Origin of the sequence: Paenibacillus sp. CR_12, assembly GCF_041953985.1 — a bacterium.
GTDB classification, from domain to species: domain Bacteria; phylum Bacillota; class Bacilli; order Paenibacillales; family Paenibacillaceae; genus Paenibacillus_AQ; species Paenibacillus_AQ lautus_A.
Map to the genome: position 1 here is coordinate 276,853 of NZ_JAVFHO010000002.1, position 26,792 is coordinate 303,644.

Sequence of the window (26,792 nt, forward strand, 5' to 3'; positions counted from 1 at the left end):
GGGGCTCATGGTTCTATGGACGGCCTTTCTTGTCCTCGTGCCATTGATTCACTTCGGCCGTAATGTCCGCGCCGCCAAGCCGATACCATTCCTCGACAAACCGGTCGAATTGGTCGACGGGTTCGCCGAGGATGATATTAACGAAGTAATCATGCTGAAGATTGTCCAGAATGTTTCTTCTTTCGATCATGGTTTCGGTCGGAGCGCCGGCAAATGCATCGAATAACAACTGATCGTTTTTCTCGTATTGGTCCAGGATACTCATCGCACCGGATGCCCCGTAGATTTTTTCCCATCCCCAGCCGGATTCGCTGTCTTCTTTCTTATCCATATATCGATCGATTCGGTCTTGTATGAATCCGGACTCACCTTGTAACTGTGACGTCGAGCCTTGTCGACGCGCTTCGGCGATTTGCCGGTAGGCTTCGAGGTTTTTATCAGCAGGGAAAGGAGTCACGGGAGATAGACCCCACACGGGCGAGGAATCGTTGTAGTAAGTCCCGTACTCGGCCGTTTTGCCCCAATTTTTTTCAAGATGCAAATTGAACATTTTCAGAATCGCTTCCGGGTGAGCGAAATCCTTTCTTACGGCGTAAAAAGAACTTGTGGTAAATTTAAGCGGAACCTTTGGCGCCTTGCCGGAGTCAGTAACAATGGGAAAAGCCTGCCACTCTGCATCCGGATCGCCGCTTCGGCTGGATTGAAACAAGAACGCTCCCCATTGCTCTCCATAGGCCATTCCGATCTTCCCATCGGCTATGAGCTGTTTTGCTTTGCTTCCGTTTTTAAAAATGAATTCACTCTCGATTTCATGGTTGCGATACATATCCTGAAGCGCTTTGAGCGCCTGTTTCACTTCGGGCTGAATGCCTCCGTATACGAGTTTGCCGCTCTCGTCTTCAAGCCATATGTTCGGGTAGGCTCCATAACCGGCCATGAATCCGGTTAAGCCCATGACGGGGTCCCACAAATATTGGGTAGCCGCTATTCCATAGGTGTCCTGTTGGCCATTTCCGTCGGGATCCTGTTCTGTAAACGCTTTCGAAATTGCCAGGACATCATCCATCGTTTGCGGAGGCAAGAGTTCCAATCGGTCCAGCCAATCCGTTCGAATCCACAGAAACATCGCCTTTTCGATAGAGGAATCGGTCTCTGGTATGCCCATCAGCTTGTCACCGATTATGCCGGATTCCAGGGTGCCGCTCCCTTCCTGACGATGAACTTGCCGAGTCAAAGCTGAAGCATATTCCTCATAAGCCTGCGTCAGATCCTGGATCAGACCGGCATGACTCAATTGCCTGAGCTGCTGGGCATTGACCTTGACGATATCCGGAATGTCCCCTGAAGCCAGCATAATATCCAGCTTTTTGTGGTATTGTTCGCTTCTCACAGCCCATTTGTATTTGATTTGAATGCCAAGAACTTGTTCGTACAACTGACTCCAGCGATTGTCCTCCAGCGTTTCATCAGGCAATGCCTTCAGAATATCTTCCAAGCCGTCGCCGATTTCTCTCACAAGCGTGACTTCGATCGGCGGATGATAAACGCTTAATGACTTATCGTTGTATACGCCCTCCCCACGTGTTTCCGGCCCCCGATTGTGGTCGATACCGCTGCTTTGGTGACAAGACGCCAGTGTTGAACCAAACAGTAAAGCGCTTAGCATGACCTTGGAGAAGTTCTTTACGATGATCAGCAACAGATAACACCCTTTCCTATCGATTAATTGTATTATTATACTTTAAAGGCTCCGGCCCACAATAAACATTTTTTTACTTACTATCCCATTATTTACTTGTTGCTGCATGCAAGCAAAAACCGCCATCCCCTAGATTCGGGGTGGCGGTTTTCATCTTGAAATGTTAGCCTACGATACCGGTACGCTCGATACTTTCCACGAAGTATCGCTGGACGAACAAATAAATGACGATCAACGGAAGGATGGCCAGCAAGATGCCGGTATCCTGTACCATACTCAAATAAAAAGGGTCTGCCTTCGACGGATCGCCGCCCAGCATGATGGACAGATTGTACGGCAGCGATGAAAGCTGGGTGGACATGACCTTGCTTGAAGTCAGATACGTCGTCGTGTAGAAGCTGTCGTTCCATTGCCAGACAAAGGAGAACAACGTCGTGGTAATGACGGCAGGAATCGCGTTCGGCATCATGATGCGGGTAAAGGTGGTTCCGACGCCCGCGCCGTCGATATACGCGGCCTCCTCCACTTCTTTCGGAATGCCGCGGAAAAATTGTCGGAATATAAAAATGTACAAACCGGCTTTGAGGGAATTGGCCGTCAGCGAAGTCAGAATGAACGGCCAATAGCTGTTTAACAGATTGGCGGATTTCCCGGTTATGAGCGGGATCAAGCCCATCAGCGTAAAATCTTTCAGATTCAAGTATATAGGAATGAGAATCGTGGTTGGGGGCACCAGTATCGTCAGGATAACGCAAGCGAACATAAATTGGCTGCCCTTGAACTTCAAACGGGCAAAGCCGTATCCCGCAAGCGCGCAAGAAGCGGCTGTCAAGACCGTCGTCGTCGCCGACAGCGCAAACGTGTTAAACAGCGTTTCCCAGTAATCCATAATGCGGATGGCATCAAGGAAATTGCTCATCGTGAAATTTTCCGGAATCCATACGACGACCGGTGAATAAAGATCGGCCTTGTCTTTGACGGCCGTCGAGATTTTTTGCAGAATCGGATACAGAATGACAAAGGACAGGCCTGCGATCAATGTTAAACGTATGAAAGACCAGAGCCATCGTTTCCAATGTTCGAGCGATAGCCACCGAGATACCGGCATAGTATTCACCTTCTTCTATTCATGGTAAAAGACCTTCCTGGATACCAAATATGCGCTGATTAATAGGATGATAGTAATGGCTAAGAAATAAATCCAGGCCATCGCTGAGCTAAGGCCGAAATCGAACTGAACGAAGCCCGTGGTACGGATTAACTCTGTCAGCTCATTTCGGGAGAACGAGTCGATAATCGTATAAATCATATTGACCAGGATTAGCGGGCTAACCATCGGAAACGTGATTTTCCAGAAGGCTTCGTAACCCGTTGCCCCTTCCATCTTGGACGCTTCATACAGCTGGGGAGATATCGTCTGGATGCCAGCCAGGAATATGAGAATCTGTACGCCGGATTGGCTTACAATATCATAGATACGATCCACGGCTCCCGTTAAATAGTTTACGATGGTCTCGCTTACGCCGGCTTGAAGCATTAATCGCTCGAGCTCAAAGCTTCCCAAAGCGTTGATCAGCCCTCCGGAACCGGCATTCTGATCATTGATCGCCTGAACGAGGCTGCTGCTTTCCAGGGTCAGTATGACCCCGGAAGCAAGAATGACAGGCAGGAAGAATATCGATCTGGCAAAGGAACGGCCAAGGAATTTCTGATTCAGGACAACAGCCAGAAAGAGGCTGAAAATAACGATCAAGGGCACGTTCACCACCATATTAACAATCGCTTCGGTCAGCATTCGATTAAAGCTGGTGTTGACCGTAAAGGCGGTCACATAGTTTTTCATCCCCATTAGCGTAATGCCGATTCCTTCGGAATTCGCGGTTACAGTGCTAAAACTGTAGATCAGGGAAGTCAGCAAAGGGATCAGGAAGAAAAATATAAAGCCGAGAAGCCAAGGCATAACATAAGCAATGCCCCATAAAGCCTTCTGTTTCCCATAGCTCCTTTGCTTTCCCCCCAATCGCTGGGTTATGAATTTCACGGCGCTTCACCACCTGTCACATAGCTTTCGGCTTCAATGGTTAGATCGTCAATCGTCACCGGTACATGATTATAATTCACGATGACATAAACGCCGCTCTCATATATCGTCTTGAATACGCCGTCAGCCAATTCGTCATGTCCGATGATCCGATCATGGCGAACCTTTTTCAGAAAAGCATTCACTTCCTCATAGATACGGGCGGCTTCATCGATCCATATCTCGTAATTGGCGGAGAACAAGTCGTTATGCGCCGTGTCCTTTATGTTGTGATTCGGTTCATAGATCCATTGGAAGTACACGCCGGAACCGTACTCCAAACACTTCAATATATACGGTTTGGGATCGGTATACGCAGTTAGATTGTAGGGTGAGCCTGTGTAATCGATATAACCGCGGACGACCATTTGATAGAACGGGATTTCCGCGTCCTCTATTTTAAACCTGCTGCTTGCCATGGGCGCGTGGGTGATATCGGTTAAGAAAGGCAGCGCATAAGCATTTCCTCCGTCAGCCATGGCCTGAAGATTGGCATCTTCAATTTTGTTCAGCGCATCCTGAGACAACTGCTCGGACTCCGTGCGGTCAATTTGGCGGTGCTTGCGAAAATCGCTATCGAGCTCGGCGGCCAGATCACTCAGCGAAACGGCATTTGCGCCGTATTTGCCATAGTCCTTTAAGAAAGCTTCCGTGTAACTACCTATAAACCGCGGCGATATGACATAGGTCGGCGAACCGGTCCGATCCCGGCGATTCAATGCCGGATTGAATGAATAGAGCTCTGCGGGGACGCCTCGCAGCGTTCTGGCCGCCTCCTTCGTTACGTTGAACCCGGAACCGGACAATGCCGTAAGGATGGCGACATCCGGATATAGCGTTATCCCATTCTCGTTAGCATAAGATAACAGACGCCGAAGTCCCTTCTCTCCCCCTACCTGCTGGTCAACGGAGACGCTGCCAGGTACCTCATGAGCCAGCCCCTTGTTGAACCAGCCGCTATACTTCAATTTGATGTCATGGATTCCACGCTGGCTCATGTCTGTCAGAATACTTTGCGCTTGTTCAAAGGTCGTGAGCGGCTCCAGCGCCCGATAGGGAATTCCTGCAAAATGCTTCTTCTTATAAATGCTGCCTACGAGCTCCAGATAGAACGGCATATTGTCCCCGTTCCTCTCGGCAATTGCGGGAAGACCGCCATGCTGCTCCAAATATTTCCTGTAATAGGCAGCAAGTCCTTGATAGGAAGCCGACTGCTTGCCCACGAAGGCATATCGGACCGTAAAATCGCTTCGCATCGGAGCTTCCTGAAATTTCGGAAGCGAGCGCTGCTGGCCGTTCGCATCCAGGCTTAAGTCGCCTTTGTTGATCACCGTAAACGTCGGGTAAACGTAGTTATAGCTGTTCAGTCTGCCGCTAACGTCAGCGTTGATTGTCGCGGCCGGAGCCCCTTCCTCGATGATGCCGATAAATGCCCCGGCTTGACGGATGATTCCGAACACCGGCAGCCTGATTTCCTGGCTGAGTTCTGCCGTTTCGATGCGGCTCATGGTTCGGTCCGTTCCGTACACGTTCTGTTGGTAGGCTGGATACCGGGTCTTGCCGTTATTAAAATGGATCAGCGCCCCCGATCCGTCCGGAATGAAGATCGAGCCTTTTTCTTCCGTTCCCCCGGCACCGAAGAAACTCAGGAACGATATGGTGTTCACCGGATATTCAGCCGGGAAATCGATGCTGGAAACCGGGATCTTGGCGAGCAGACTGTCGCCGTCCAGCGTGTATTCAACCGAAGCATGAAATACCCGCGGTTCAGGCTTGGTCTGATCCAAATGGTTTTCCTCAATGTCGACCAGCAAATCTTCTTCGGTATACCCGGCATCCTCAAAGGCTTTAAGCGCCCGCTCCAGCTGAAGGCCTTTAAGCGCGCCGTCGGACCGGACATACATCCCCTGTTCCGCATCCTCGGTGTACGCGATTTTCAGCGTTCGCTGGCCCGTGCTGTCCAGCTTGCTTAACAGGTTCTGCTCAAAGCGCGACTTGCTGATCTTCATGGGCATGTCGTCGATTGTTTTCTTGTCCGAGCCGAACCGGTAGTTTACGCGAACGCCATTTGCGATTTCCTCCATGCCGATTTGTTTATAGGCCACGCTATCGGCATGCGAATTGACGGAGTTTATTTGTCCGAAACTATTATAAAAATCAAGCTTCAGCTGAGAGGACAACAAACTCTTGTTCACGCCTGCAGCCAGCGGATCCGACTCACGCCCGGGAGGATTGCTGTGCCAAACTTCCCCGCTCGCTTTATGCACGACGGCGATCGCCCCCGTCTGATCGTCCGCTAGCAGCTGCAGTTGATCGTTCTCGGCGATGCCTTTCATGCCTTGGACTTTCGGATTGGCGAACGACGCCTTAAGGGTTGAATCGAGTTTAAACGTTTCGGTGAGCCTGTTGACTTGATCGCCAGCTGCCTCATCGGGTCCTTTATCCGTACATCCGGCCATGATCAGCGCTGTCAGTACACTGGCAGCAAGCAGCATATATCTAGCGAAATTGCCCATTTTTCCTCCTCCTTAAGTTCTCATGACGAATTCTTGATAGATGACGGATATAAAGGCCACGATCTGTTGGACCAAGCTGAAAAACAGCAAGCTGATAAAAGCCATGAACCCCATGGCGACCAGGGTCAGCATCATAATTCCGATCGTTTTGGACGGGGAAAACTGATGTACGGTCATATTGCCGATAAACAGCAGATATACGAACCAAAGAACCGCAACGGAGTTGGAAAAATAATAGAAGGCGGTCTCTTGCAGCGAAACGAGATTGCTGAGCCAAATCCATGGAAATTGAATGATCACGAGCGGCAGAAGCGCAAAGCAGGTCGAAGTGAAAATTTCGACGAATTTGCCTTCTCCGTCCATCAAGGTCGTAAGCGACCAGTTGGCCACGCACCAGAACAATACCGGCACGATCACATAGACGATTTCCATGAAGCTGTTCATGGTCTCTGGATTGTACACATGGACTAGAAAACCACTGTACTGGCTCCCCAAAATGTTCGTAACGGCCACCAGGAACAATACACAAAATGAAATGATCAACGTGAATTTTCGGTTGCGATCGTATTTCAGGTCCCAATAGCCTTCAAAGGGATGAACCATGAGATTTAGGGGGAATCGAATCCAATCCCTGCTCATGCGGAAGCCCCCTTTCTTCGTTCCTTCACTTTCCGAAGCCTTACCGCGGCAAAAATACCGATTCCGGCTAAGAACAGCATGGTCATGATCACCGGAAAATGCTCTCTCATGACTTCTTTTCGATATAGCAGGAATGCTTTGGAATAGTTTTTTTGATCCAAACTGCGTTTAAAATGCTTCATGGCGTCCTTATAATCGCCTTGACGAAGCAAGGCTTTACCGATCCCCGCATAGGCAAAATCCAGATTGGCATTCATGGCGATCGTTCGATTAAACAACGCAAAAGCGGTTTCTTCCTCGCCACGGTAATAGCTTTTGACTGCTTCATTCAGCGTTCGCCCGTACTCGGTCGTTCGGAAGACGGTGATTTCGCCCAGCGCTTTATCCAGCACAAGAAAATCCTCGCCGATTCGATCGATGGCGGCCGGTGTATGAAACTGGCCCAATTGGTTCCCCAGCCCGCCGAATACGTACATCAGATGACCGTCCCCGTTGTAAGTGAACACCCGCCCTCGCTTGCCATCGAGAACGGAGTAAATCTCGCTGTCTGTAACATCGATATCGATCAGCTTAGAAGGACCTTCGCTGCTGATGTAAAGAATGTCGCCCTGCGGGTCGGAATACCCAGTTCTTCGTAAAATGTCGCTGCCTTGCGCGTTTAGCTTCTTAATGTTGTTCCCCCACTGGTCTCCGTTAGTGGCATAGATAAATCCTTCCGAATCAATATCCAGATTCGTAAACTCCGTAGGCGTAAACATGACCATCTGGCTTCGCTGCGCTTTAGTCGAGATCTGCTTCCAGAAATATTCGATCGGATCGATATAAACGCGATTCGCGCCAATGAAAGTAGTAAACGCCCCTTCGGCGTTGAATTCCATGAACCCGTCAAACACGCCGCCAGCCATGACATAAATTCGCTGCGCATGGTCCATTACGACCCGCACGGGTTCGAATTTAAACGAATCCTGCAATAGTTCCGACTCCGGCGAATCGATGATCTTGACCAGCTGAAAATCCGCATCTAAGTGAACCACCCGCTTGTTACCCGTGTCCGCTACAAGCACATCGCCGTCATCCGTCACGAAAATCCCTTGCGGTTGAAGGAATGTATCCGGCTTGCCCTCTCTCGTAAAGGAATCCACGGTGCTTACCAGCTTTAGATCACGGTCCAGCACAACGATCCGATTGTTGCCTGAATCCAGTACGTATACGCGATTGTCGGCGGCGACGTGGAGATCGCTGGGCTCTTGGAAAGATCCCGTCCCCAGGTCCGAGCCGCTGATCCATTCGGTCGCCACATAAGCGGCCGGCGCTGCGACGGCATCGCCCCAATAGGAATAATTGTAGGAGTCCGCGGCGCTCTCGGCGCTTACGTTCCCCGTTCCTGCGCCAACCCCCAATAAGCAGCAGATCAAGATGAGGAGAGGCGTTTTCAGTTTGCGCAAGCTATTGATCAATCTGGTCATGCCTCCTTTCTAATCCTTCATCCCTGAAGTGGCCATCGTCTGCATGACGCTGCTCTGGGAGATGATAAAGAGCGTGATGGGAACGATCATCAGGAGCAAAGCAACGGCCGCGCCGACGCCGGCTCTTGCGATTCCGCCTTCCGTGATCTGTCCCAGCGCGAAGTGTAACGTCTTCAGATGCTCGCTGTATATAAAGCTGCCGCCATCGCTGCCCCAAAGCGCCGGAAATTGCAAAATCATAAGCGTCAGCCAGGCAGGCTTCACGTTCGGCATCACAATGGACCAGTAAATCCGATACTCGCTGGCCCCGTCAATTTTGGCCGCCTCGAGCAGAGCGTCGGGAATTTGCTCCATAAACTGCTTCATCAGGAACAGCCCGAGCGGAAAAGCCAAGGAAGGCACGATAATGGAGGCATGCGTATTGATCCACCCCAGCCAAGACATGACCATATAGTTCGGGATCGCCGTTACATGGGGCGAAAACATCAGGGCGAGCACCACGATGGAGAACAGCGCTTTCGAGCCGGGAAACCGGTATTTGGCCAGCGGATAGGCTGCTGCGGACGCCAGCAGGATATGTCCGGCCGTTCCAATGATGGTGATCAATAGCGTGTTTGCGAAATAGCGCGATAAGGGTACCCAGGAATTCCCCATTAACACCATCAAGTCCAGGAAATTATCCATCGTCGGATTGTTTACGAAAAACCGCGGAGGGAAAATGAACAATTCGTCCAGCGGCTTGAATGCGTTGTTTACCGCGTAAATCAAGGGCAATGCCATGAAGGCTCCGAACAAGGCGAGCAGCGCAAACAGCAAAATGCTAACGGGCAAAGAACGGTTCAGCGTTCTCGGCACCCGGAAATATCGAATCATTTTCGCAGCCAACGTTACTCACCTATCTTTCTCAACATTTTTTGCGTCAACTTGTTGGTCCCTACCATCAGCAGGAATAGGAACGTCGCAATGGCCGAAGCGTAGCCGAGTTCAAAGCGGATCGTGCCGAAATCCATCAGATGGGTTACGATCGTGTGCGCCGCATAGTTAACGCTCGGAAACCCGGCGAGCGCGATGGAAATATCCGCGACCGCGAATGCGGTTGTAATCTGCATGACGGCCCCGAACATCAGCTGCGGCCTCATGGACGGCAGCGTAATATACCAGAGCTCCTGCCAACGATTTTTTATGCCGTCCATTGCCCCGGCTTCGATCAGTGACTTGTCGATCGTTTGCAGACCGGCGATAAAAGCCAGAAAGCTGGTGCCCAGGCTGAGCCAAAGCTGTACGATAATCACGATCCAAAGAATATAGTTTTCATTCAGAAGCCATTGAATCGGTTCCAAGATAAAGCCGGCTTTCATAAGAAATCCGTTTAAATACCCGTAGCTGTCACCGGAAAAGATGATGAGCCAAATGAAATAAACGTTTCCCGATATGGAAGGCGCATAAAAGACCAGCGTCATGAACGCTCGCACTTTGGGCGACAGTTCATTGATGATCCATGCGAATACAAAGCAGGCGATATAACTGACAGGACCGGTTACGACTGCAAACATCAAGGTGTTTTTCAAGGCGATCATAAAGATATCGTCATTCAGAAATAGTCTCGAATAGTTTTGCCAACCGACGAACCTCGGAAATTCCAGCATGTTAAAGTAAAAGAAGCTTAGGGCAAAGGAAAAGACCACTGGAATAACCGTAAACAGAAAGAAAATAATCATATACGGACTCATCAGCAAATAGTAATGCTTGCTGCGTTTTAACTCATTTATGAAGGAGACCCAACGGCTGTTCCTCTGCACATTCGATTTGGGGCTCTTCACGGTTTGAATTCCTGGTTGCATCGACTACCGCACCTCCCCTGTTAATATGGCAAATTGAACTCCTTCCGCTTGATCTCGATTTCATCGTTAATGTACAGAATATAATCGGATAAGGCTTCTCGCGGATTTTCGCTGGCATTCACCACTTTTCGAAACGCATTGTCCAAATGCCTGCCCGTGAAATATCCTCCTGGCACTTGCGGAATGCCTCGTACCCATTGCCATTGGTTCTCCAAATTCCGGTAATCCTTCATCGGCCAAGGCAGTTCCTCCAGCGCTTCGATGTTGGCCGTCGGATAGCGGGCCGCCTCACCCATCAAGCCTTCCATCTCTCGTCCATACGCAATTTGCGTCTCCTTGCCGGTCCACCACTTCAGAAATTCCCAGGCGGCCTCTTTGCTCTTCGAATTCTGGAGCAGCATGACGGCGGACGTATGGCTGGCAACCTCGTGGTTCACGGTGCCGTCCCCGCGTTCAGTGCCCGGCACGATCGTAAAATCCCACAGTCCCTTAATCTCGGGGGCCATGACCGTCAGCATGTTGTACGTTGTGTAATCCGCAATCCCGATCGGCATCTCTCCGGTCCGGAACCGGTTCGGGAAATCCGCTTGAAGCGGGAACTTGTAGCTGGTATAGAACTGCGTCCACTTCTTGAAGGCTTCCATGGAGATGTCGGAGTCGAGCGCGCTCTTCGTATCGTTATCGCGGTAGAACTGCCCGCCGTTCTGGTAGAGCAGCATCGCGAACGTCGCATTCGGGACCAGGCTTGCATTGGTGGCTTCCAGCGGCAAATAAAATTCCATGTTGTGCTTCTGAAGCACGGATATCATGTCATAGATTTCTTGCCAGGTCGCCGGCGGCTTTAAACCAAGTTGCTCCAGAATATCTTTGCGATAGAACAGCATCGGGAAGGTTTGCTGCTCAGGCAAGGCGTACACCCCGCCGTTATATTTGTAAGGCTCCAGCCCGCTATCGCGGAACCGGGTGGCCACCTGCTCGAAATCATTGAATTTCGTCAAATCGGCCGCAGCGCCCCTCATCGCGTAGTTGACCGGCACATCCTCGCCGATTTGCATGGCGACATCCGGACCCTCTCCGGCAAGCGTGGCTGGCAGAAGGATATTTCCCGGAACAAGCCGGAGATGCACCGGAATGCCCGATTCAGGCGTAAACGTGTCGTCGATCAATGCTTTCAGCACTTGGGCCTGATCGCGTCCGGTCGTTACCCAAACGGTAATGGCGTCTTCTTCATCGCCGGCGTTGCCGATCGTGTCATAGTCTTCCGTGTATGAAGCCACGTAAGCGCCTAGCTCATGGCCCGTTATCTCGAGAAACGACGCGTCCGGTTTGGGCAGCTTGCGATCTGGCGAGTGAATGATAAGGTAATCGAGCGAGATGGGCTGCTCTTTGATCTGCAGCATCCAGGTTCCCAGACCGCCTACGTTCACCTTATACGTATCCAATCGCTTCGCGACGGTTTCGGGATTATCGGCAAGCTCGTTCAGCTGGTGCACCATCGAATGCAGGACGGCTACCTTGTCGCTTCGCTCGCCCGTAGCCTCTTCCAGGTAATCGGCCACGCTCTGAATGATTTCGGCCTGCTCGGCGAACACCTCCACCATATCCGGAATCCGCTTCTCCAATTGATAATCGCGGAACGGATCCGGCGTATTGGAGGTGATCATCAATATTTTTCGGTACATTTCATTCAGTTCCAGCACGCTGGATTCCATCGTCTGCAAGAGCGGCGCGATCTCGCCAAGAGACACCATCATTCGGACCCGGTGCGTGCCTTTGGTGAAATGGAATAGATAAGGCTCTTCCTCGCCCAGCACATTCATCTGCCAATCGCGGTCGTAATGAAAGCGGATTCGTTTCATTTCCTGAAAAGGAAACTCCCCGTCAATCATAAGGCTGCGAGTGGCGAAGACTCCGCGGAGCTGGTCCTGCTTTTGCTTTAAGGCGATTTGGTATAATCCGTCTTCTTCCACCTCGAACTCCCATTCGATCCATTGCCCCGGCAGCTTCCAGTTGACGCCTCCGATGGTGTTGACTCTGATTTTGGAAACGTCGTAAGGCACCACGGTCGGGCTGGATCTGTCGGATGTTGGATACAAGGTCGGCGACGATTTCCGCTTGGCGTCCTCCGCTTGGATCAGAATGTACTGATCCCGGCTCGGTTCCAAGCCCTCGGACTCATATTCATTCGCCAGCTCCTCGTACGTTCTCAAGGCATGATCCTGGTAGAGCTCGATATAATCAATGGCCATCGGCTCCCGCAAGGACGTTAGCGTAAGCTTCTGCTTGCCCTTGTCAAAATAAAAGGAATACGGCTCATCATAATAGCCATACCGATCGGAGAACGGCGCAAGCTGCCACGAAGGCTTTTCGACCTGCCTTGGCCGCAGATCGTTTCCCCGGTTATCCTGCCTGATTTCTTCGTCCCGATTTCCCCATACCCTGTCGAATAGCACGATATCCGCACCTTTGAAAGGCACCTCGTCATTGATAGAGAACTGTCTTTCGATCGCCGAACTCTTCCCTTCCATAGGATAGTATCGGATCCGTATATGGTATAAGCCCGGTTCCTCCACGTTCACGTCCCATGTGATGGAACCTACCTCTGGCGTGATCACGGATTTGCCTTCGGAACCGTGTAATTTCTCCGCGATCTCGAATCCCTTCCCAGCGATTGATACAAAAGACTCGCCTTCGATGCGGACAATGCGGTCCGGACGATTTGCCGATGCATGGGCGTCTAAATACTGGCTGTACCCGTCCTGCCCTTCCGTTTCCATGATCGCTTCAAAGTCAGCGGTCGCTTGAACGGTGCCTTGGTTTGTCGATTTCGAAGGGTAGAAGGCCCATAGAGACAAAAAAAATAGGACGATGACAAGTATGGCGCTGCCGAAACGCTTGTTCCTGGTGTTCAATTTCTCTCCCTCCCACACGGTTAATCCATCCAATGACCGCCCCTGCCGCAGCAATGAGCTCCGCAGGGACGATCGGTCTTCGGCCAATATTCAAGGTCAAGGACCATATACTTCGTCGATGGCCGCTTGAAAGGTTGACTTATACTTCTCAACAACGGTGGAAACGGATATCCCTTCATTCAGCTCCCCGACGAAATCGTAGTACTTCAAATTCGGGAATGTATTGTGGTCAAGAATAATCATATTTGGCGCCACCATCTTGGCGTTGTTCAAGTCATCTTCATTCGAGAATATCGTTTCGTACGAGCCTTGGTCCGGATAATCGTATACGGAATCAATGTCATTGATTTTCTCCCAGATATACAGTAACTGTTCCGGATTTTCGACTGCTTTCGGAATGGTAAGCGCCTGGAAGAGTGCTTCGGCAGAGTGGTATTCCGTTGCGTTCGGCCCTTTTGGAAAAGGTACGAAACCGATGTCGTAATCCGGCATATCCGTCTGCAAGCCGCTCATCTCATAGAGGGCACCGGCGTACATTAATGTATTGCCTTGACGAAAAAATTGCCCTGGCTCCGTCCAATCGCCGCCCTCGGTCGGTCTTGCTATTTTCTCGGTAGCAATACGAGAAATGAATTGAAGTGCATCCAATGTTGCAGGATCATCGAGATTTTGCTTATCTTCTTTGGTCAGCCCCGTATTGTTGGAATACAAGGCATGGTCCATGAGCGAGGAGTTTGCTAGCCCCCAAGTGTCCAGCTTGCCATCGTTGTTCGTATCTTTGTTGGCTTCCTTAGCCACTTGGATGAATGTTTCCCAGTTCCAGTTATCTTCGTTCACGTACTCTTGAAGCGGCTTTAAGCCAAGCTGGTTCATAAGTGTACGATTGTAAAAGAAGCCTTGAACCAGATTTGCCTGGTTTTCGGTAAACCCATACCCCCTGCCTTTATACGTGTAGTATTCCTTCGTAACCTTTTGATTAAAGGCGATGGGGTTTTGGGTGTATTCGTCGATCGGCCAAAGCAGATCCTGTTTAACCAAGGTAGGCACCGTATAGGTTTTGCCAAGTCGAACGATATCGCCGATCGGCTCACCGGCTATCAGGGAAGCGGTAACTTTTTCTTGGTACTCGCCATAATCGATCGCCACGTACTCCACTTTAAAATTATGCTTTTGCATCAGGTCTTCAAGGTTCTTCTTGCGCTCGATATTGTCCGGGGTATCCTCCGGAATCGTCATATCCCACCAAGAGACGATTTTGATGGTCTTGCCGCCTAAATCAAAATCCATATCCGGCGTTCTGTAGACTTCTTCCTCGCCGCTGTTTTCGGTCTCGTCCGTTCCCTTCGACGTCTCGTTTTCAGTGCCGCTATTCGTCTCCGATTCCACGGTTTCTTGGTTGCCGCTGCTTGGGTTGCCTGAGCCTCCGCTGCAGGCTGCAAGCAGCAGCGCCAATCCTAATAACAGAACCATTAATTTGCGAACACGCATCTTTAATCCCCCTCAACGATTGATGTTTGGTCCATATTCATCCAAAGTTTAGCGCTTACATTTCCAAGCAACAACCTGGGGAAATCGGGATGTTCAACCTGTGAAACGCTAGATAGCCAGCTTGTTCTGCGGCATGTTCACCGATCTTTATAACCCAGCTATGAAAGAAGTAAAGAACGGCTAGCTATGCAAAGAAAAGCACATTGTGAAGAACGGGATCAGGGCAACATAATGTAAGCGTAATCATTTTGAATGATATTCCGTTTAAGGAAATGTACGGGGGGGAGTCATCATATCTAAGATGCTGTATATCAATCTGAGTTGCTGTTCCGAAAGCGACATGCTTCGCCTGCAGGATTGGGGCAAATGCGGGATGAACATGGACATATGCGAACATGATTGCGACGTATCGCTGCATCTGATTGAGGAGAATGGATATTCGCTGGCCGTCATCAACATGAACGGCAAACCTAAAGAAGGGTTGGAACTGTGCGGTCGAATCCGGAGGATAAGCCGATTGCCCATCATCGTCATCGAGGATGCCATGAAATTTGCCGTTATTCGAAAAGCGCTGCAGCTTCAGGTCAGTGATTACTTACCGAGCACGTTGCCGGCTGAGGAACTGGTGAAGAGCGTAGCTGCTATAATGGCGAACCATCACCGCACTGAGGATGACGTGATCCACAGAGTAAAGGAATATGTAGGAAAAATGCTTCACGAAAATATTACCCTGAAAGACTTATCGAGCAAATTCCATTTCAACCGCTCCTATCTTGGTCAAAAGTTCAAGAACCATGAAAATATGAGTTTTAACGAATATTTGCTCATCCAGCGCATGGAAAGAGCGAAAATATTGCTGGAGCAAACGGATCTCAAGGTTTACGAAATTGCGTATGAGGTGGGCTATACGGAAATCGACTGGTTCTATAAGCGATTTAAATCCTATACCGGCGTAAGCGCGAACGAATATCGGAAGATGGTCGCCTCCTAACGGCAAAAGCCCTAGGTTATCCAAGGACTGTCCCCCTTTGCCCGGCCGTTTTGATGAACTGCCAGGCTTTGACACCGGGACCCATCCAGGGGTGTCCGTACATCGAGATGGGGATGCACTGTGCGTTGGAGTTGGCAACGGCTTGCCCAGCATGTTCAACTAGCGCGTTGTGCATGTTTTATGTTATTAACACTGCAGATGAGAGCAATAATTTCATAACTTTATGCGTCTGTCGTTTATTATTTGACTTAAGGGGGCTACATAAACTACAGATAAGTACATTTCGGTTCGTATTGTACCGCTAAAACAAAAAAAGCCGCTAAATTAGCGACTCTCAATGGACTATGCTCTTGTCCCACGACAAGTTAATTGAACTATGATATCACTTTTTCTGCTAATAGCTTTATTTTGTCTAAAGTCTCTTCCCAGTTTTTATCCGAGTGTTCATACATCGTTGGTGTTGAAAAGTTACGGTGCGTTAAAACAAGTGTTGTACTGTCGTGATTATCAAATAATCGGAACGCAATAATTGAGTAATTTTCTGGAGTGTCTGGAGTTCCCGAAAACCCACTCCAATAATCATAAGAGAAAGTGTCCGGTTCCATGAATTTCAATATATGTCCCTTATCGGTAAGGTTTTTTCCGTCCCATGAGAATGAAAATGTGATCGGACTCTCTTCTCTCCAATCCGTTTCAATATGTACCCCTAACCAATCTCTAATGGAATCAGGATCAGTTAATACCTTCCAAACAACTTTCTTACTTGCATGAATATCTCTGGTTTTTTCAATAATCAAATCCATTGAACTTGTTCCTCCAATTCCGTATATTACGAACATTTGTTCTGTATTGATTGTATTCATTAATCTGCAAAATGTCAATTTATACCTCCTCACTACTTGTATCTTTGCTCGTTAGGTTCAGCAGAAAAGCTCCACGTCGAAGCAGCCGACAGATGTTAGCCGGCTGCATCTTGTGATCATTTAGATTCGACTGGCAGTGCCTAGCTGCGGTGATCAGCCAGGCAGCTAACGAACGGACGTGTAGCGAAGCATCACGACGCCGGAGCTGAAGGGCTGGGTCTCGATCAGCTTCAGACTCAGTCGATCACGAACTCCCCCCGATAATTGGGGGCCACGTTCACTACCGTTAGCTTAAAAAGGCAACTGATCGCTCTGACCAGATACACCTCCTTTAGTTTTTATAAGATTTCGGAACTCACTTGACAGTCTACCTACTAGTTGGTAGACTGATGACATGAAAAATTTAACTACTACTTCTGATGACATTCTGACTTGTGCTCGTTCTTTGATCATCGCCGGCGGCTACAACGGTTTTAGTTATGCTGACATCGCTGAAGTGGTTGGGATTCGTAAGGCGAGCATCCATCACCATTTTCCAAGCAAGGTCGATCTGGTTCGAACACTGGTTGCGCGGTATCGGGAAGAAGCTGAAGCGGGGATGGAGAATATTGAACTCCATGTATCCGATGCTCTCGAACAGCTTCGGTTTTACGTTGGCTATTGGGAAGCCTGCATCGCGGACGCTAGCGCTCCGATTTGTGTCTGCGCGTTGTTGGCAAGTCAACTCCCCGTCCTGCCCGAGGAGGTTGCCATGGAGGTCAGGGAGCATTTCCGCTATCTGTCAACGTGGTTGACATCCGTGCTGGATCGCGGATCGCGGCTTGGGCAACTTCAACTTAGAAGTACCCCGCAGGCCGAGGCCGAAGCATTCATGGCTACGGTTCACGGAGCTATGCTTTCGGCGCGGGCCTATGGCGATCCGAATATGTTCAGCTTCGTGACAGGCCCGCTCTTGGAGCGACTCGCAATTCCATTGTGATTGGTCCAGTGTCGAAAATTACAGACATGATCGAGATCACAAGAGATTAACTTAACCCCTTAGCTTAAGTCATCTAGAGAGGAGGCTACGTACTGTTGAGGATATGCTCGCTATTGTCGAACGAATCGCGTCATATCCGCTAAGTGCCGATATATGGGTCATCTAGTTGTCGGCAGTCTACGAAGAAGGCATGTTCGTTCGCAGTCCGACAGTTGGTGGCGCGAAGGACATGATGTCAGTCGCAATTATTGGCTCGCGTAAATCTATCGACATAACAAAACAAATCACCCTTGTCTTTAAGGACTGAAAGGAGTCAGTTATGTTTGGAATTTCATCCCTCGGCTGGGTGCATACGCTCAGCAGCTTGCCCGCCATTCCGCTGGCTACATATATGTTTGCTCGCTACGGACGAATTGTCCCTAGGTCAAGGCCTGGTGTCGTCTACTTCATTTCGATGATAATCGGCGCCCTCACGGTATTCCCCATCGCTCATCAGTCGGTAAGCTATGTCATTAGCACGGCAACGATCCTGCTGCTGCTCGGCGGATACGGCGTCGGGCGTATTTCAGGCTTTGGGCGTTCCGGCAAGTACCTTGAGACCATTTTCCTTAGCCTGACGGCGTTTCTGCTGATGTTGCCGACTGTTACTGAAATCCTGACCCGTGTTCCAGACGGTAACCCCTTAGTCTCCGATCTGAGTTCGCCAGTCCTACTTGGCGCTCAAGCCACTCTCCTCGTCATTTTTATCGTTGGTTTGACAGCACAAATCATCCATTTACGCAGGCAAAACAGACTGGATACTTTCGACTCGTCAACCGAGATGTCTGCCTAAAGATGCGGGAAGGAAGATAATGAGTCAAGGATTAAACCGAGAGGATAATTAACTAAAAAGAAGGAGCAAAACATGTCATTAACTCAAGCATTAGCCACAGTCAAACAGGAATTTATAGCGCATACCCCTTTGGAGATCCAAGCGGAGATGTTCCGACAGATCCAGGAGCAACAGGAGTCCGGTATAGCTTACGGCCGACAGGAGGGGCAGAAGGCCAAGGATTTCACACTCAAAAATGCTTTGGGAGAAACGGTTAACCTCTATGATGAACTGTCCAAAGGACCTGTTGTCCTAACTTTCTACCGGGGCGGATGGTGCCCGTTCTGCAACACTCAGCTTAAGAGCTATCAGGAGCTACTTCCGGATATTGAAGCCCTCGGGGGTCAGCTCATCGCAGTCAGCCCACAAAGTCCGGACAACACGCTTTCCCAGCAAGAGAAAGAAGAGCTGTCCTTCCAAGTGCTTAGCGACACAAACGGTCTCGTGGCAGCCTTCTATAATATTCTTTACGACGTTCCGGACTACATCCAAAACATTATGAAACAAATAGGCATGGACCTAACAGAATACAATGCGATGAACCGCTGGGTCCTTCCGATTCCTTCCACCTTCATGATCGATGAATCTGGAATTATCCGTTCCGCCTATGTCAATCCGGATTTTATGCAGCGATTGGATCCGGAAGACATTCTGCATGAGTTGAGAAAGCTTTAAGTTTTTGTTCTTTGTCAGAAAAACACCTTTAGCTCGCAACATCAAGAACACGAATACAAGGCGCTTTGAGGTTTGCAATTATATTGAAATTGTATACTACCTAAAAACGGTACCAAAGATGCAATGTTTTTGTCCCTCTTCACCTATCTACAGAATACTCAGCACGTCAGTTGAAAAAAAACAGCCGATCACATTGGTCGGCTGCCTTTTTGTTGTTATTGAGCTGTTTCCCGTGAGGCGTAACATGATTAATCTTTTGACCTACCATGCAAACATTTTAGAATCGAACCCGCACACTCTTCAGATGAATTTATGTATGTGTTGACAGTACAGTCGTACTGTATATCTTTTGCCATCATTCTGTTTTGCCTGTCTGATTGATCTTCAGCTCTATCTCCACGTTCAATATTTCTTTGGCGGCAAATTTCCAAAGGACAAAACACTTCAACCATATAAAAGGGGTACCCGGCAAATATGTCCTTAACTTTTTCATAATGCGGCTTTAACTCAGGTCTTTCTACCAAGATGCCATCGATAAGCACATTTTTACCATGGTCAGAAAATAGTTTGGCGGTATGATACATCATAATAATGGCATCACTTAAATATTTCCAATAATCTTCTCGAAGATAGTGGTCGCCAATTGTATTCTCAAATAGATCGTTAGCAACAACATAATAAAACTCATCCGATTTTAATTGAATAGCGTCTACAATAGATGTTTTTCCTGAACTGGTTACTCCGTTCAAAAAAACGATCTTCCCTTTACTCATCTCTAATTCCCCAATCGTTCAATTTAATTACAGTTTAACAGTTTCAATGTAGAAACAGGATTGAGAAAACAATTATAATTGAACTATGAGTAATGAAAATGAAGCAGCTGCCAACAGGCAAACTGCTCCATCTGTTTTCTTTCAACTATCGTAACTTTGAGATTCCGTTGTTCCCGTCCATATATTAAGCTATAATGAACCTCTATGATGATAGTTCAATTTTTACTTATTCTATCTTCTTACCGGAGGAGTCATGAAACTAGTTGCTTTTTTTCCTTATCGAAATGATGTAAGGAAGATCCTGATCCCTTATTTAAACCAATTGACGGAAGAACAGTGGTATGCAAAGCATCCCGATCATCCCAACACTATCGCCTGGATCGTTGAGCACATCGCGCGCAGCGAAGACGAGTGGATTAACGTGATAAGTTCTAAGGGAAAATGTATACTTCCGCAGTCTTTGGAGCACTCGCAGCAAATTTTACAGGCCTATATCGACATTCGGAACCAAACGGAGCTGAAGCTCAATTCCATGGTTTATGATGAATATGCACCAGCCATACAGCTCCCTCGTTTTTCAGACGGTTGGGAACCGCCTTCGGCGCCGACTCTGCGATGGATTTTCCATCATGTTTTCGAGCATGAGTCGTACCATGTCGGTCAAATCGGCGTCATCGCACGTCTGAATGGATTCCCCGGTCCCCTATTCTGAACGTAAAGATCAACTAATCCGCTCCCTGCTGTCATCTGATTTCTCATTAGGGAAAATAACATGTCGGCGTTCACTTCAGCTTTTCCATACTTTCAAGTTCCGGAAGTCCCGCTTCCCGACGTTTCTCGATGATCTATTGTACAAAGAATGACAATAACCACAACGAAAATGGCAAGCCACAATCAAATGTTCATTCCATTCCTCCACTCATCCTGGGTTTATGTGATCTGCGACAAATTCAATCGGCTCGTCTGCCGCCGTCGATATAATCATAAATATAAAAAGCCGCATTGGGCGGCTGCTTATATTACTATGTTTTTGTCATCCGACGCTTAATAACATAAATGACACGAACATGATAATCGAAATATACCGTAGTCGCGATTGCCATGGTGCAGTGGTTTTCCTGACGTTACCGGACACTGGCTACTTTGCCAGCCGCACTATGATCGGAACTCTGCAGCTTAGACCGCCTCGGCCTCCGTTAATGCGGTTAGCAAATGCAGGTCTTTTTCTTGCTGCCGATTCGGCCCATCGCCTCGATCTTGCCGATATATTCCGTTGCAAGCGGGACTTTGCATGCCGTATTGCCGACATCCACCTGCACTTTGCCGACCTCCTCTGCGACAGCCTTCGCTTCCTCCGTTAATGCCTCAACGTATGCGCCGACCGAAATAACGAAAGTATTCATAACATATCGGACCCAGTTTCGCTCGCCGTGGATGGTGTCGCGCACTCTGAACAAATAACTGCGTAGCTCCTCTATGTCGAGCACTTCGTCTGGCGCAACCGATACATAATTAGCATAAGTGCTCCATCCGCTCACAGCGACCAGTTCCTCCGGCGACTCAATCCACTCCACCGCCAGGTCATGCGCATACGGACTTTCTGCGGCCACTCTCGCTACCGTATATTCGGCTGGCGAATGCCAATTGGCTCCCGCCACCCAATGCTGCAACTGTTCTTTGGTGATCGTCTTCGGATTGATGCTAAGCCCAGCCAGGTACATCGCATCGTAGTTGCCGGATTCATACAACTGCAGAGCGAGAGCTTGGTCTTTTTTCACATGCTTAACAAGCTTCTTCATGTCCCCAATTTTGACGCCAAAGAACGGCTCTTTCGCACCGTGGCGAATGTAAGTGATTTTCGTCTGCTCACTGCCCATGCCAGCCAATGCTTGCATGATTTCTTCATAGGTCATCTATTATTCACGCTCCTAAACATATAATAAATCTTCGAGTGTTCGTTGTCATCATTGTGACTACAATGATCCGAATCTCTCCTTGAAACTCCCATGCGAATAAAAATGTTTAGTATGGTGATATTGAAAAACAGACCGATTCCAAATAGACATCGGTCTGTTATGACACAGGAAGGAAGAACGGTGATACCCTTCTTGTAGCTTTTTCCTGATTTACTTCAAACGACTAGTGTAGTATCAATCTTCGATTGCTTGATAGACCATGGTCCAAAAGTCATGGATAAGATACGCCGAATCCGGGGTGGACATTCCGACTTGAGTGAGCAGGATTCCGGTAAGCTGTTTGTCCGGGTCGGCGTATGCCGAGGTGCCGCTTCCGCCGTCCCAGCCGAACTGGCCGATGGACGCGTAGTCGCCGCGGTAGGTGCGTACCGCCATCCCGAAGCCCCAGCCGCCGTGCTGCCCTTGGCCATGAGACAAATGGACATTGTTTTTTGCCAAGTCATCCCGGAATGCTTGTTGCTCGGGCGTGAGGCGGTTCGTTGTCATCAGCTGGACGGCGGGCCGGGACAGGATCCGTTCGGTACCGTGAACCCCTTGGCTCAGTAGCATACGTAAAAACGCGTGGTAATCGTCGACGGTTGAGAGCAGCCCACCGCCGCCTGCTTGGAACGCCGGAGGCTTACTGTAGCGTCCGCCTGCGGCCTCATCCCACACGATGAACTCTCCGGTCTGCGGGTCAGGGACGTAGGCGGGCGGCAGCCGGTCTATCTTGCCTTCGGGCACGTAGAAACCGGTATCCTTCATCCCCAGCGGTTCAAAGATGCGTTCGCACAGGAACGTCTCGAATGTCTGACCCGTGACCCTGGCAACGAGTACGCCGAGCACTTCGTTGCTCATGTGGTACTGCCACCGCTCTCCGGGCTGGTAGCATAGCGGGAGCGTTCCCAGGCGGCGCATCCACTCATTCGGTTCAGGCATTTCCTGTCCTGGCGTGTCAAATAATCCATTCTCGAAGATCGCGTTTTGGATCGGGGAGCCCATTAACGTCATATCCACTCCGAGCCCGAACGTAGAAGTCAAGAGGTCTCGCACGGTGATCGGCCGTCGCGCCGGAACCGTATCGTCCAGCGGGCCGTCGGGTCTTTTTAGTACTTGCCGGTTGGCAAGTTCGGGCAGCCATGTGTCTACTAGGTCATCGAGATGCAGCTTACACTCATCGAGCAGGACCATCACCGCTGCGGCCCCGACCATCTTAGAAGTGGACGCCATCCGGAAGATCGTGTCCCGACGCATCGGAGCGCTGTCATCATGGCGCATCGTGCCGATGGCTTCAACGTGCGTCTCCCCGTTCCGGCTGACTAGGGCGACGAGCCCTGGAATCTTCCCGGAATCGACATGTTTTTCCAGCACGTCGCGCATTCTGCGCAGCCCTGTTTCGGAGAAGCCTCCGCTCTTGTGATCCATCATCTTTTTCATTATGTTTCCCTCACTTTACTTTTTTTCAGTTCTTTTACTTGACTGGCTTTGGTTTGCAAGGTTTGCATCGGATCCCCTTCCTTAAATGACCGTAACTTTTGACAGATCAGCATCCATGCCTTTCAGTAGAGCATAAGTTAATTTATCCATCGTTGCGCCGTCAAAGCAGATGGTTTTGATCATACGGTAGTACTTTTTAGTCAAAGTGAACCCCGGATGGAAAGAAACATGATGAAAAGTAGCGCCCTTGAACGAAACGTCGGTTAATGCGGCTTTCTCAAACTTGACGCCGGTAAACGTCTGTCCGTCCAAGCGTTTCCCGCTCAAATCGGAGTTCTTGAAGTCAACCCCATCAAATAAACAATCTTCAAAAACCGTGTTTCTAAGATCGGTCATCGTTAACGTGACTTCGGTCAGTCTTACTCCTGTGAACTTGGCTCCCTCAAGCTCAGACTTGCTGAAATTCGTTCGTAACAGGATCGTCTTATTGAAGCTAGCATTCGTCAGGTCAAGCGTGGATAGGCTGCAGTCCGTCAGATTCGCGCCATCAAAATTGGCTTCCCGTACATCGCTGCCCTTAAACGTACTGCCGGTCAAATCTGCGCACGAAAAGTCGGAACCGTGCAATCCGCTGCCTTTAAACTGTCCTTTATGGGCCCTAACGCCTGCAAAATCGCTTTTCACCAGGTTGCTTGAGCTAAAGTTTGTCAGTGCATGCCGTTCCGGCGAGCGGGAGTTCATGGTCTGATTCATAACATTCACATCTCCTTATAATTAAGTTTTTAACAAGCTTATGAACTGGATCAACTATTCATACCAACCGATGGTATGTATGGGCTTAAAAATAAGCTGCCTTTCGGCAGTTTAGTTTTCTTTGATGATTTCTCTAGCTGACACACGAAACAGCTCCTCGTATCGTTGATACATTTGCTCATCGAAAAGGTCAAGCCCCAAGCCTTTCAACATTTCATCGAAAAACCTTACCTTGCGCAACATCATCTCGGGCGAAGCCTGGATGACCTCTGGGTTTAGCCACAGGTTGGTGAGAATGACCAAGGCTTCGCTAAGCTCCCTTGGATAGTCGGTTCGGATCGAGCCGTCACGCATACCCTGTTCGATGATGGGTTGGATATAGACGGGTACGGCTTTTTCGATGATGTTCTCGATCTGCGCCGCCAGCAGCTTCGGATTGCGTAAGAGATTCGGCCCGACCGATGCCAGTTCGTTGCGGGCGGCATTGTCGAGGGAGACTTGGGAAATCTTGCGGAGCTTCTCCAGGCCGTTCAGCCCATTGTCATCCCGGATGCCGGACAGCATTTCGTCAACGCCTTTGAACGCATGATCGATGACGGCCTGCCAGATCTCTTCCTTCGACTTGAAGTGATGGTAAATAGCCCCTTTTGTCAGCCCGCCCAGTTCATTGATGATATCCTGAATGGAGGTCTGCTCGTATCCTTTTTGCATGAACAGGTTAAGAGCCACGGTTAGGATTTGGTTGATTGTTTCTTCAGGATATTTATTTCTTGCCATTTGCCCCCTCCTTTCATACATTCGGTTGGTATGTAACAAATATATCCAATCAACCTTTTGATGTCAACCCCTTTTAAAAAAAAAAGCAAATGGTCGACTAACCTGCTGTTCCTTATTTATAGCTATAGTTTCCAATTACGTCTGTTTTTTTGACTTAGGTTTCGTTAGTTCAAAGCTATGATGCACCATTTCGAATATATCATCCTCTTCCATGTTTCGATCTAAAATTATGGTATTCCAGTGTGTTTTGTTCATGTGATACCCAGGTTTAACATCTTCAAAAATATTCCGTAGGAAATCGGCTTTGTTTGGTTCACACTTGAGGTTTAGGCAAAGATGTCCATCGAGTTTAAAAATCATTGCAAAGATTTTCTTGTTTTTTATGTGACGTACAACAGTCCATTTTTCATCAAACGGTTTGTCTATATAAACATCAGGATAGGTTAGGCAATTAGGAAATTATTTCCTCCTCCATCATTTTATTTTCCTCCTTGCTAAGAATAAATGTCCGTCTTATATAGAATGGGTATCGGCTATCAAAAAAATATAAGTTGAATCCCCTATGATGATAGAAACTCAACTTATACTTATTCTATCTACTTATCGGTGGAACATGATATTAGTGTAATCATTCAGATATTTACGAATCAAGAAATTTTTTTGCGGTAGCCAATAAAGCTGGTAAATTATCATCATGCACAAAGTGCCCGGCATCCTGTATCATCACCAATTCACAATTCGGAATAAGCTCAGAAACTTCCCGTAATTTGTTTTGAGGAATGTGACTGGAGCCACCGCCTATAATAAGAGTTGGCATGATAATGTCATGAAGACGCAACCACCATTCGGGATTGGGTTCATTAAGCTGCTGTAAAATCGAAGGCACTACTTGCCAATCAAACGGCAGGGGATCAGAAGGTTTGGCAGGTACTTTGATCGGCTTATCCGCAAAGGGAGGTGGAGTGTCTTCAACGATCAACCTCTCTACCCTCGACGGATATGTTTCCGAGAACAGATAAGATACGGTTTGATACGGTTCTCCCCATGTGATGACCAAGTAACGTAAATCGTTCCAAATTCATGGCGTTTGCAAAATGAAACAAATCCTCGCACATCAGTTCCAAAGTGTATGTACCTATTCTTGCACTCCCACCGTGCCCCCGCTGATCTAAAGCTAAAACACGGAATTTGTCTCCTAATGCAATAGCGACTTGATCCCATGATTCTGCGCTTGTTCCAAGCGCGTGAAGTGCAACCAGCGGCGGTGCAAAAGGCTCCCCACTCTCGCGATATTGAAAATTGTGCCCATTCAATTCAATCTGATTTTCACACGTGTTTCCATCTCCGCCTCATCTCCTAACGTAAGTTTCACTGCCTAATTTTCTCTGACCATACATTTATGGCCCATGAAAGAGACGCCTTCTTCTTCATGAATGATTCAGTTTTATTTTATTGTTGAATGACCGTTTGGTTAATAATAAATCGAGCCATTATTGGTTCCTCTCTCACGTAGAAGAACCATTATGTCCCCATATCGTAAGCCTCCACTCTCTATTATGTTGTCAAGTTAGCAGCTCTCTTTGCCATTGATGTTATTCGCTTTGAAAATGGTTAAAATATAATTAAAGTAATATAATGATTATGAATTTTCATAAGAGAATTAATTGTCGGAGGTTGTTAAAGTTAAGGAAGGTGAAAAATAGCCATGTGTAAAACAGGCAGGAACGTAACAGGTATTGTATTGGCCGTAATTTACTGTGTTGTTCTTTTTGAGATTTTAATTGATGCACCCCCTGGTGAAGCTCCAAATAATCCGCCTTGGGCATACGCAATGATTCCACTTGGAGCTGTTGCAATCACCTTTCTCTTTGATTATGTGATCAAGTTCGATTTCTTCAAAAAAAAGAAAGAGTGAATGGGATGCGATAAATGACAAAATTAAATATGGATATCACATTTTGCGGAGTTCTCCTTTGATTGTTGAACTACCCGGATCGATGATGCTTGCTATGCCGAAACACCCACTATGGTTTTTTAGCCCATGTTCTTGTGCCGCGGCAATCCTTGAACATATACC

24 protein-coding genes and 1 pseudogene are annotated in these 26,792 nt (G+C 48.5%); 6 read left to right on the top strand and 19 right to left on the bottom strand.

Translation table 11 applies throughout. The features are described 5' to 3' along the window. Window positions 1-13: 13 nt before the first annotated feature. From RB297_RS04950 to RB297_RS04995, 10 genes are all read right to left on the bottom strand, one after another. On the bottom strand, window positions 14-1,666 hold the full coding sequence (locus tag RB297_RS04950; protein WP_374705879.1) for an extracellular solute-binding protein: 1,653 nt from the start codon (window positions 1,664-1,666) through the stop codon (window positions 14-16). Between the two features lie 196 nt (window positions 1,667-1,862). Further along, the gene (locus RB297_RS04955; RefSeq protein ID WP_277745931.1) at window positions 1,863-2,807 is read right to left on the bottom strand and encodes a carbohydrate ABC transporter permease; all 945 of its coding nucleotides are present in this window, start codon (window positions 2,805-2,807) and stop codon (window positions 1,863-1,865) included. Window positions 2,808-2,822: 15 nt separating this feature from the next. Further along, the gene (locus tag RB297_RS04960) at window positions 2,823-3,740 is read right to left on the bottom strand and encodes a carbohydrate ABC transporter permease (protein ID WP_096773854.1); all 918 of its coding nucleotides are present in this window, start codon (window positions 3,738-3,740) and stop codon (window positions 2,823-2,825) included. After that, window positions 3,737-6,295 (bottom strand): DUF5696 domain-containing protein, encoded by a 2,559-nt coding sequence (locus RB297_RS04965; RefSeq protein ID WP_375119917.1) that lies wholly within the window; start codon window positions 6,293-6,295, stop codon window positions 3,737-3,739. Before RB297_RS04965 ends, RB297_RS04960 begins: the two co-directional genes overlap by 4 nt. Before the next feature lie 12 nt (window positions 6,296-6,307). Further along, on the bottom strand, window positions 6,308-6,934 hold the full coding sequence (locus tag RB297_RS04970) for a Yip1 family protein (protein ID WP_096773856.1): 627 nt from the start codon (window positions 6,932-6,934) through the stop codon (window positions 6,308-6,310). Continuing rightward, window positions 6,931-8,391 carry a hypothetical protein gene (locus RB297_RS04975; RefSeq protein ID WP_375119918.1) on the bottom strand — a complete coding sequence of 487 codons (1,461 nt, stop codon included), beginning with the start codon at window positions 8,389-8,391 and terminating at the stop codon, window positions 6,931-6,933. The genes RB297_RS04970 and RB297_RS04975 overlap by 4 nt, the downstream gene beginning before the upstream one ends. A gap of 18 nt (window positions 8,392-8,409) precedes the next feature. After that, window positions 8,410-9,273 (bottom strand): carbohydrate ABC transporter permease, encoded by an 864-nt coding sequence (locus RB297_RS04980; protein WP_375120567.1) that lies wholly within the window; start codon window positions 9,271-9,273, stop codon window positions 8,410-8,412. A 14-nt stretch (window positions 9,274-9,287) separates the two neighbouring features. Next, window positions 9,288-10,241, bottom strand: coding sequence for a carbohydrate ABC transporter permease (locus tag RB297_RS04985; protein ID WP_192571771.1), 954 nt, complete (start codon window positions 10,239-10,241; stop codon window positions 9,288-9,290). 20 nt (window positions 10,242-10,261) lie between these two features. Beyond that, window positions 10,262-13,153, bottom strand: coding sequence for an extracellular solute-binding protein (locus RB297_RS04990; RefSeq protein ID WP_375119919.1), 2,892 nt, complete (start codon window positions 13,151-13,153; stop codon window positions 10,262-10,264). A gap of 96 nt (window positions 13,154-13,249) precedes the next feature. Continuing rightward, window positions 13,250-14,641: an ABC transporter substrate-binding protein gene (locus tag RB297_RS04995; RefSeq protein ID WP_096773860.1), complete on the bottom strand. Its 1,392-nt coding sequence runs from the start codon at window positions 14,639-14,641 to the stop codon at window positions 13,250-13,252. A gap of 301 nt (window positions 14,642-14,942) precedes the next feature. Between RB297_RS04995 and RB297_RS05000 the strand changes: the two genes are divergently transcribed. Next, entirely contained in the window at window positions 14,943-15,632 is a 690-nt protein-coding gene (locus RB297_RS05000; RefSeq protein ID WP_375119920.1) for a helix-turn-helix domain-containing protein, read from the top strand. Window positions 15,633-16,006: 374 nt separating this feature from the next. On the opposite strand, the gene RB297_RS05005 is transcribed toward RB297_RS05000, so the two are convergent. Then, on the bottom strand, window positions 16,007-16,435 hold the full coding sequence (locus RB297_RS05005) for an SRPBCC family protein (protein ID WP_375119921.1): 429 nt from the start codon (window positions 16,433-16,435) through the stop codon (window positions 16,007-16,009). Between the two features lie 454 nt (window positions 16,436-16,889). Between RB297_RS05005 and RB297_RS05010 the strand changes: the two genes are divergently transcribed. From RB297_RS05010 to RB297_RS05020, 3 genes are all read left to right on the top strand, one after another. Continuing rightward, window positions 16,890-17,474 carry a TetR/AcrR family transcriptional regulator gene (locus RB297_RS05010; protein ID WP_192571766.1) on the top strand — a complete coding sequence of 195 codons (585 nt, stop codon included), beginning with the start codon at window positions 16,890-16,892 and terminating at the stop codon, window positions 17,472-17,474. A gap of 319 nt (window positions 17,475-17,793) precedes the next feature. Then, entirely contained in the window at window positions 17,794-18,306 is a 513-nt protein-coding gene (locus tag RB297_RS05015; protein WP_213578752.1) for a hypothetical protein, read from the top strand. 72 nt (window positions 18,307-18,378) lie between these two features. Continuing rightward, window positions 18,379-19,020, top strand: a complete 642-nt coding sequence (locus tag RB297_RS05020; protein WP_375119922.1) for a peroxiredoxin-like family protein — start codon at window positions 18,379-18,381, stop codon at window positions 19,018-19,020. A 248-nt stretch (window positions 19,021-19,268) separates the two neighbouring features. Here the strand turns inward: RB297_RS05020 and RB297_RS05025 are convergent, their stop codons facing one another. Further along, window positions 19,269-19,793: a phosphotransferase-like protein gene (locus RB297_RS05025; RefSeq protein ID WP_375119923.1), complete on the bottom strand. Its 525-nt coding sequence runs from the start codon at window positions 19,791-19,793 to the stop codon at window positions 19,269-19,271. Window positions 19,794-20,046: 253 nt separating this feature from the next. Between RB297_RS05025 and RB297_RS05030 the strand changes: the two genes are divergently transcribed. Then, a complete protein-coding gene (locus RB297_RS05030) occupies window positions 20,047-20,505 on the top strand; it encodes a DinB family protein (protein ID WP_375119924.1) in 459 nt (152 codons plus the stop codon). 493 nt (window positions 20,506-20,998) lie between these two features. On the opposite strand, the gene RB297_RS05035 is transcribed toward RB297_RS05030, so the two are convergent. From RB297_RS05035 to RB297_RS05065, 7 genes and pseudogenes are all read right to left on the bottom strand, one after another. Further along, window positions 20,999-21,706 carry a DNA alkylation repair protein gene (locus RB297_RS05035; protein ID WP_096773868.1) on the bottom strand — a complete coding sequence of 236 codons (708 nt, stop codon included), beginning with the start codon at window positions 21,704-21,706 and terminating at the stop codon, window positions 20,999-21,001. A gap of 237 nt (window positions 21,707-21,943) precedes the next feature. After that, window positions 21,944-23,173 carry a serine hydrolase domain-containing protein gene (locus tag RB297_RS05040; RefSeq protein ID WP_375120568.1) on the bottom strand — a complete coding sequence of 410 codons (1,230 nt, stop codon included), beginning with the start codon at window positions 23,171-23,173 and terminating at the stop codon, window positions 21,944-21,946. A gap of 93 nt (window positions 23,174-23,266) precedes the next feature. Further along, a complete protein-coding gene (locus RB297_RS05045) occupies window positions 23,267-23,938 on the bottom strand; it encodes a pentapeptide repeat-containing protein (protein WP_375119925.1) in 672 nt (223 codons plus the stop codon). A 111-nt stretch (window positions 23,939-24,049) separates the two neighbouring features. Then, complete coding sequence (locus tag RB297_RS05050; RefSeq protein WP_096773871.1) at window positions 24,050-24,715, bottom strand: TetR/AcrR family transcriptional regulator; 666 nt, start codon at window positions 24,713-24,715, stop codon at window positions 24,050-24,052. Window positions 24,716-24,850: 135 nt separating this feature from the next. Then, window positions 24,851-25,193, bottom strand: a pseudogene (locus RB297_RS05055) (MmcQ/YjbR family DNA-binding protein). Between the two features lie 162 nt (window positions 25,194-25,355). Further along, window positions 25,356-25,694, bottom strand: a complete 339-nt coding sequence (locus RB297_RS05060) for an alpha/beta fold hydrolase (RefSeq protein ID WP_255250493.1) — start codon at window positions 25,692-25,694, stop codon at window positions 25,356-25,358. Further along, window positions 25,684-26,028 carry an alpha/beta fold hydrolase gene (locus RB297_RS05065; RefSeq protein ID WP_255250494.1) on the bottom strand — a complete coding sequence of 115 codons (345 nt, stop codon included), beginning with the start codon at window positions 26,026-26,028 and terminating at the stop codon, window positions 25,684-25,686. Before RB297_RS05065 ends, RB297_RS05060 begins: the two co-directional genes overlap by 11 nt. 392 nt (window positions 26,029-26,420) lie before the next feature. On the opposite strand from RB297_RS05065, the gene RB297_RS05070 reads away from it, so the two are divergent. Continuing rightward, a complete protein-coding gene (locus tag RB297_RS05070; protein ID WP_375119926.1) occupies window positions 26,421-26,630 on the top strand; it encodes a hypothetical protein in 210 nt (69 codons plus the stop codon). Window positions 26,631-26,792: the final 162 nt, after the last annotated feature.

Excerpts from the sequence above, each read along its gene's own strand:
- RB297_RS05010 (WP_192571766.1), top strand. The coding sequence starts at position 16,890 with ATGAAAAATTTAACTACTACTTCTGATGACATTCTGACTTGTGCTCGT.
- RB297_RS05035 (WP_096773868.1), bottom strand. The coding sequence starts at position 21,706 with ATGACCTATGAAGAAATCATGCAAGCATTGGCTGGCATGGGCAGTGAG.
- RB297_RS04980 (WP_375120567.1), bottom strand. The coding sequence starts at position 9,273 with ATGATTCGATATTTCCGGGTGCCGAGAACGCTGAACCGTTCTTTGCCC.
- RB297_RS05040 (WP_375120568.1), bottom strand. The coding sequence starts at position 23,173 with ATGGATCACAAGAGCGGAGGCTTCTCCGAAACAGGGCTGCGCAGAATG.
- RB297_RS05025 (WP_375119923.1), bottom strand. The coding sequence starts at position 19,793 with ATGAGTAAAGGGAAGATCGTTTTTTTGAACGGAGTAACCAGTTCAGGA.
- RB297_RS05005 (WP_375119921.1), bottom strand. The coding sequence starts at position 16,435 with ATGGATTTGATTATTGAAAAAACCAGAGATATTCATGCAAGTAAGAAA.
- RB297_RS05030 (WP_375119924.1), top strand. The coding sequence starts at position 20,047 with ATGAAACTAGTTGCTTTTTTTCCTTATCGAAATGATGTAAGGAAGATC.
- RB297_RS04970 (WP_096773856.1), bottom strand. The coding sequence starts at position 6,934 with ATGAGCAGGGATTGGATTCGATTCCCCCTAAATCTCATGGTTCATCCC.
- RB297_RS04950 (WP_374705879.1), bottom strand. The coding sequence starts at position 1,666 with ATGCTAAGCGCTTTACTGTTTGGTTCAACACTGGCGTCTTGTCACCAA.
- RB297_RS05020 (WP_375119922.1), top strand. The coding sequence starts at position 18,379 with ATGTCATTAACTCAAGCATTAGCCACAGTCAAACAGGAATTTATAGCG.
- RB297_RS04955 (WP_277745931.1), bottom strand. The coding sequence starts at position 2,807 with ATGCCGGTATCTCGGTGGCTATCGCTCGAACATTGGAAACGATGGCTC.
- RB297_RS05015 (WP_213578752.1), top strand. The coding sequence starts at position 17,794 with ATGTTTGGAATTTCATCCCTCGGCTGGGTGCATACGCTCAGCAGCTTG.
- RB297_RS05000 (WP_375119920.1), top strand. The coding sequence starts at position 14,943 with ATGCTGTATATCAATCTGAGTTGCTGTTCCGAAAGCGACATGCTTCGC.
- RB297_RS04995 (WP_096773860.1), bottom strand. The coding sequence starts at position 14,641 with ATGCGTGTTCGCAAATTAATGGTTCTGTTATTAGGATTGGCGCTGCTG.
- RB297_RS05045 (WP_375119925.1), bottom strand. The coding sequence starts at position 23,938 with ATGAATCAGACCATGAACTCCCGCTCGCCGGAACGGCATGCACTGACA.
- RB297_RS05070 (WP_375119926.1), top strand. The coding sequence starts at position 26,421 with ATGTGTAAAACAGGCAGGAACGTAACAGGTATTGTATTGGCCGTAATT.
- RB297_RS04965 (WP_375119917.1), bottom strand. The coding sequence starts at position 6,295 with ATGGGCAATTTCGCTAGATATATGCTGCTTGCTGCCAGTGTACTGACA.
- RB297_RS04985 (WP_192571771.1), bottom strand. The coding sequence starts at position 10,241 with ATGCAACCAGGAATTCAAACCGTGAAGAGCCCCAAATCGAATGTGCAG.
- RB297_RS05050 (WP_096773871.1), bottom strand. The coding sequence starts at position 24,715 with ATGGCAAGAAATAAATATCCTGAAGAAACAATCAACCAAATCCTAACC.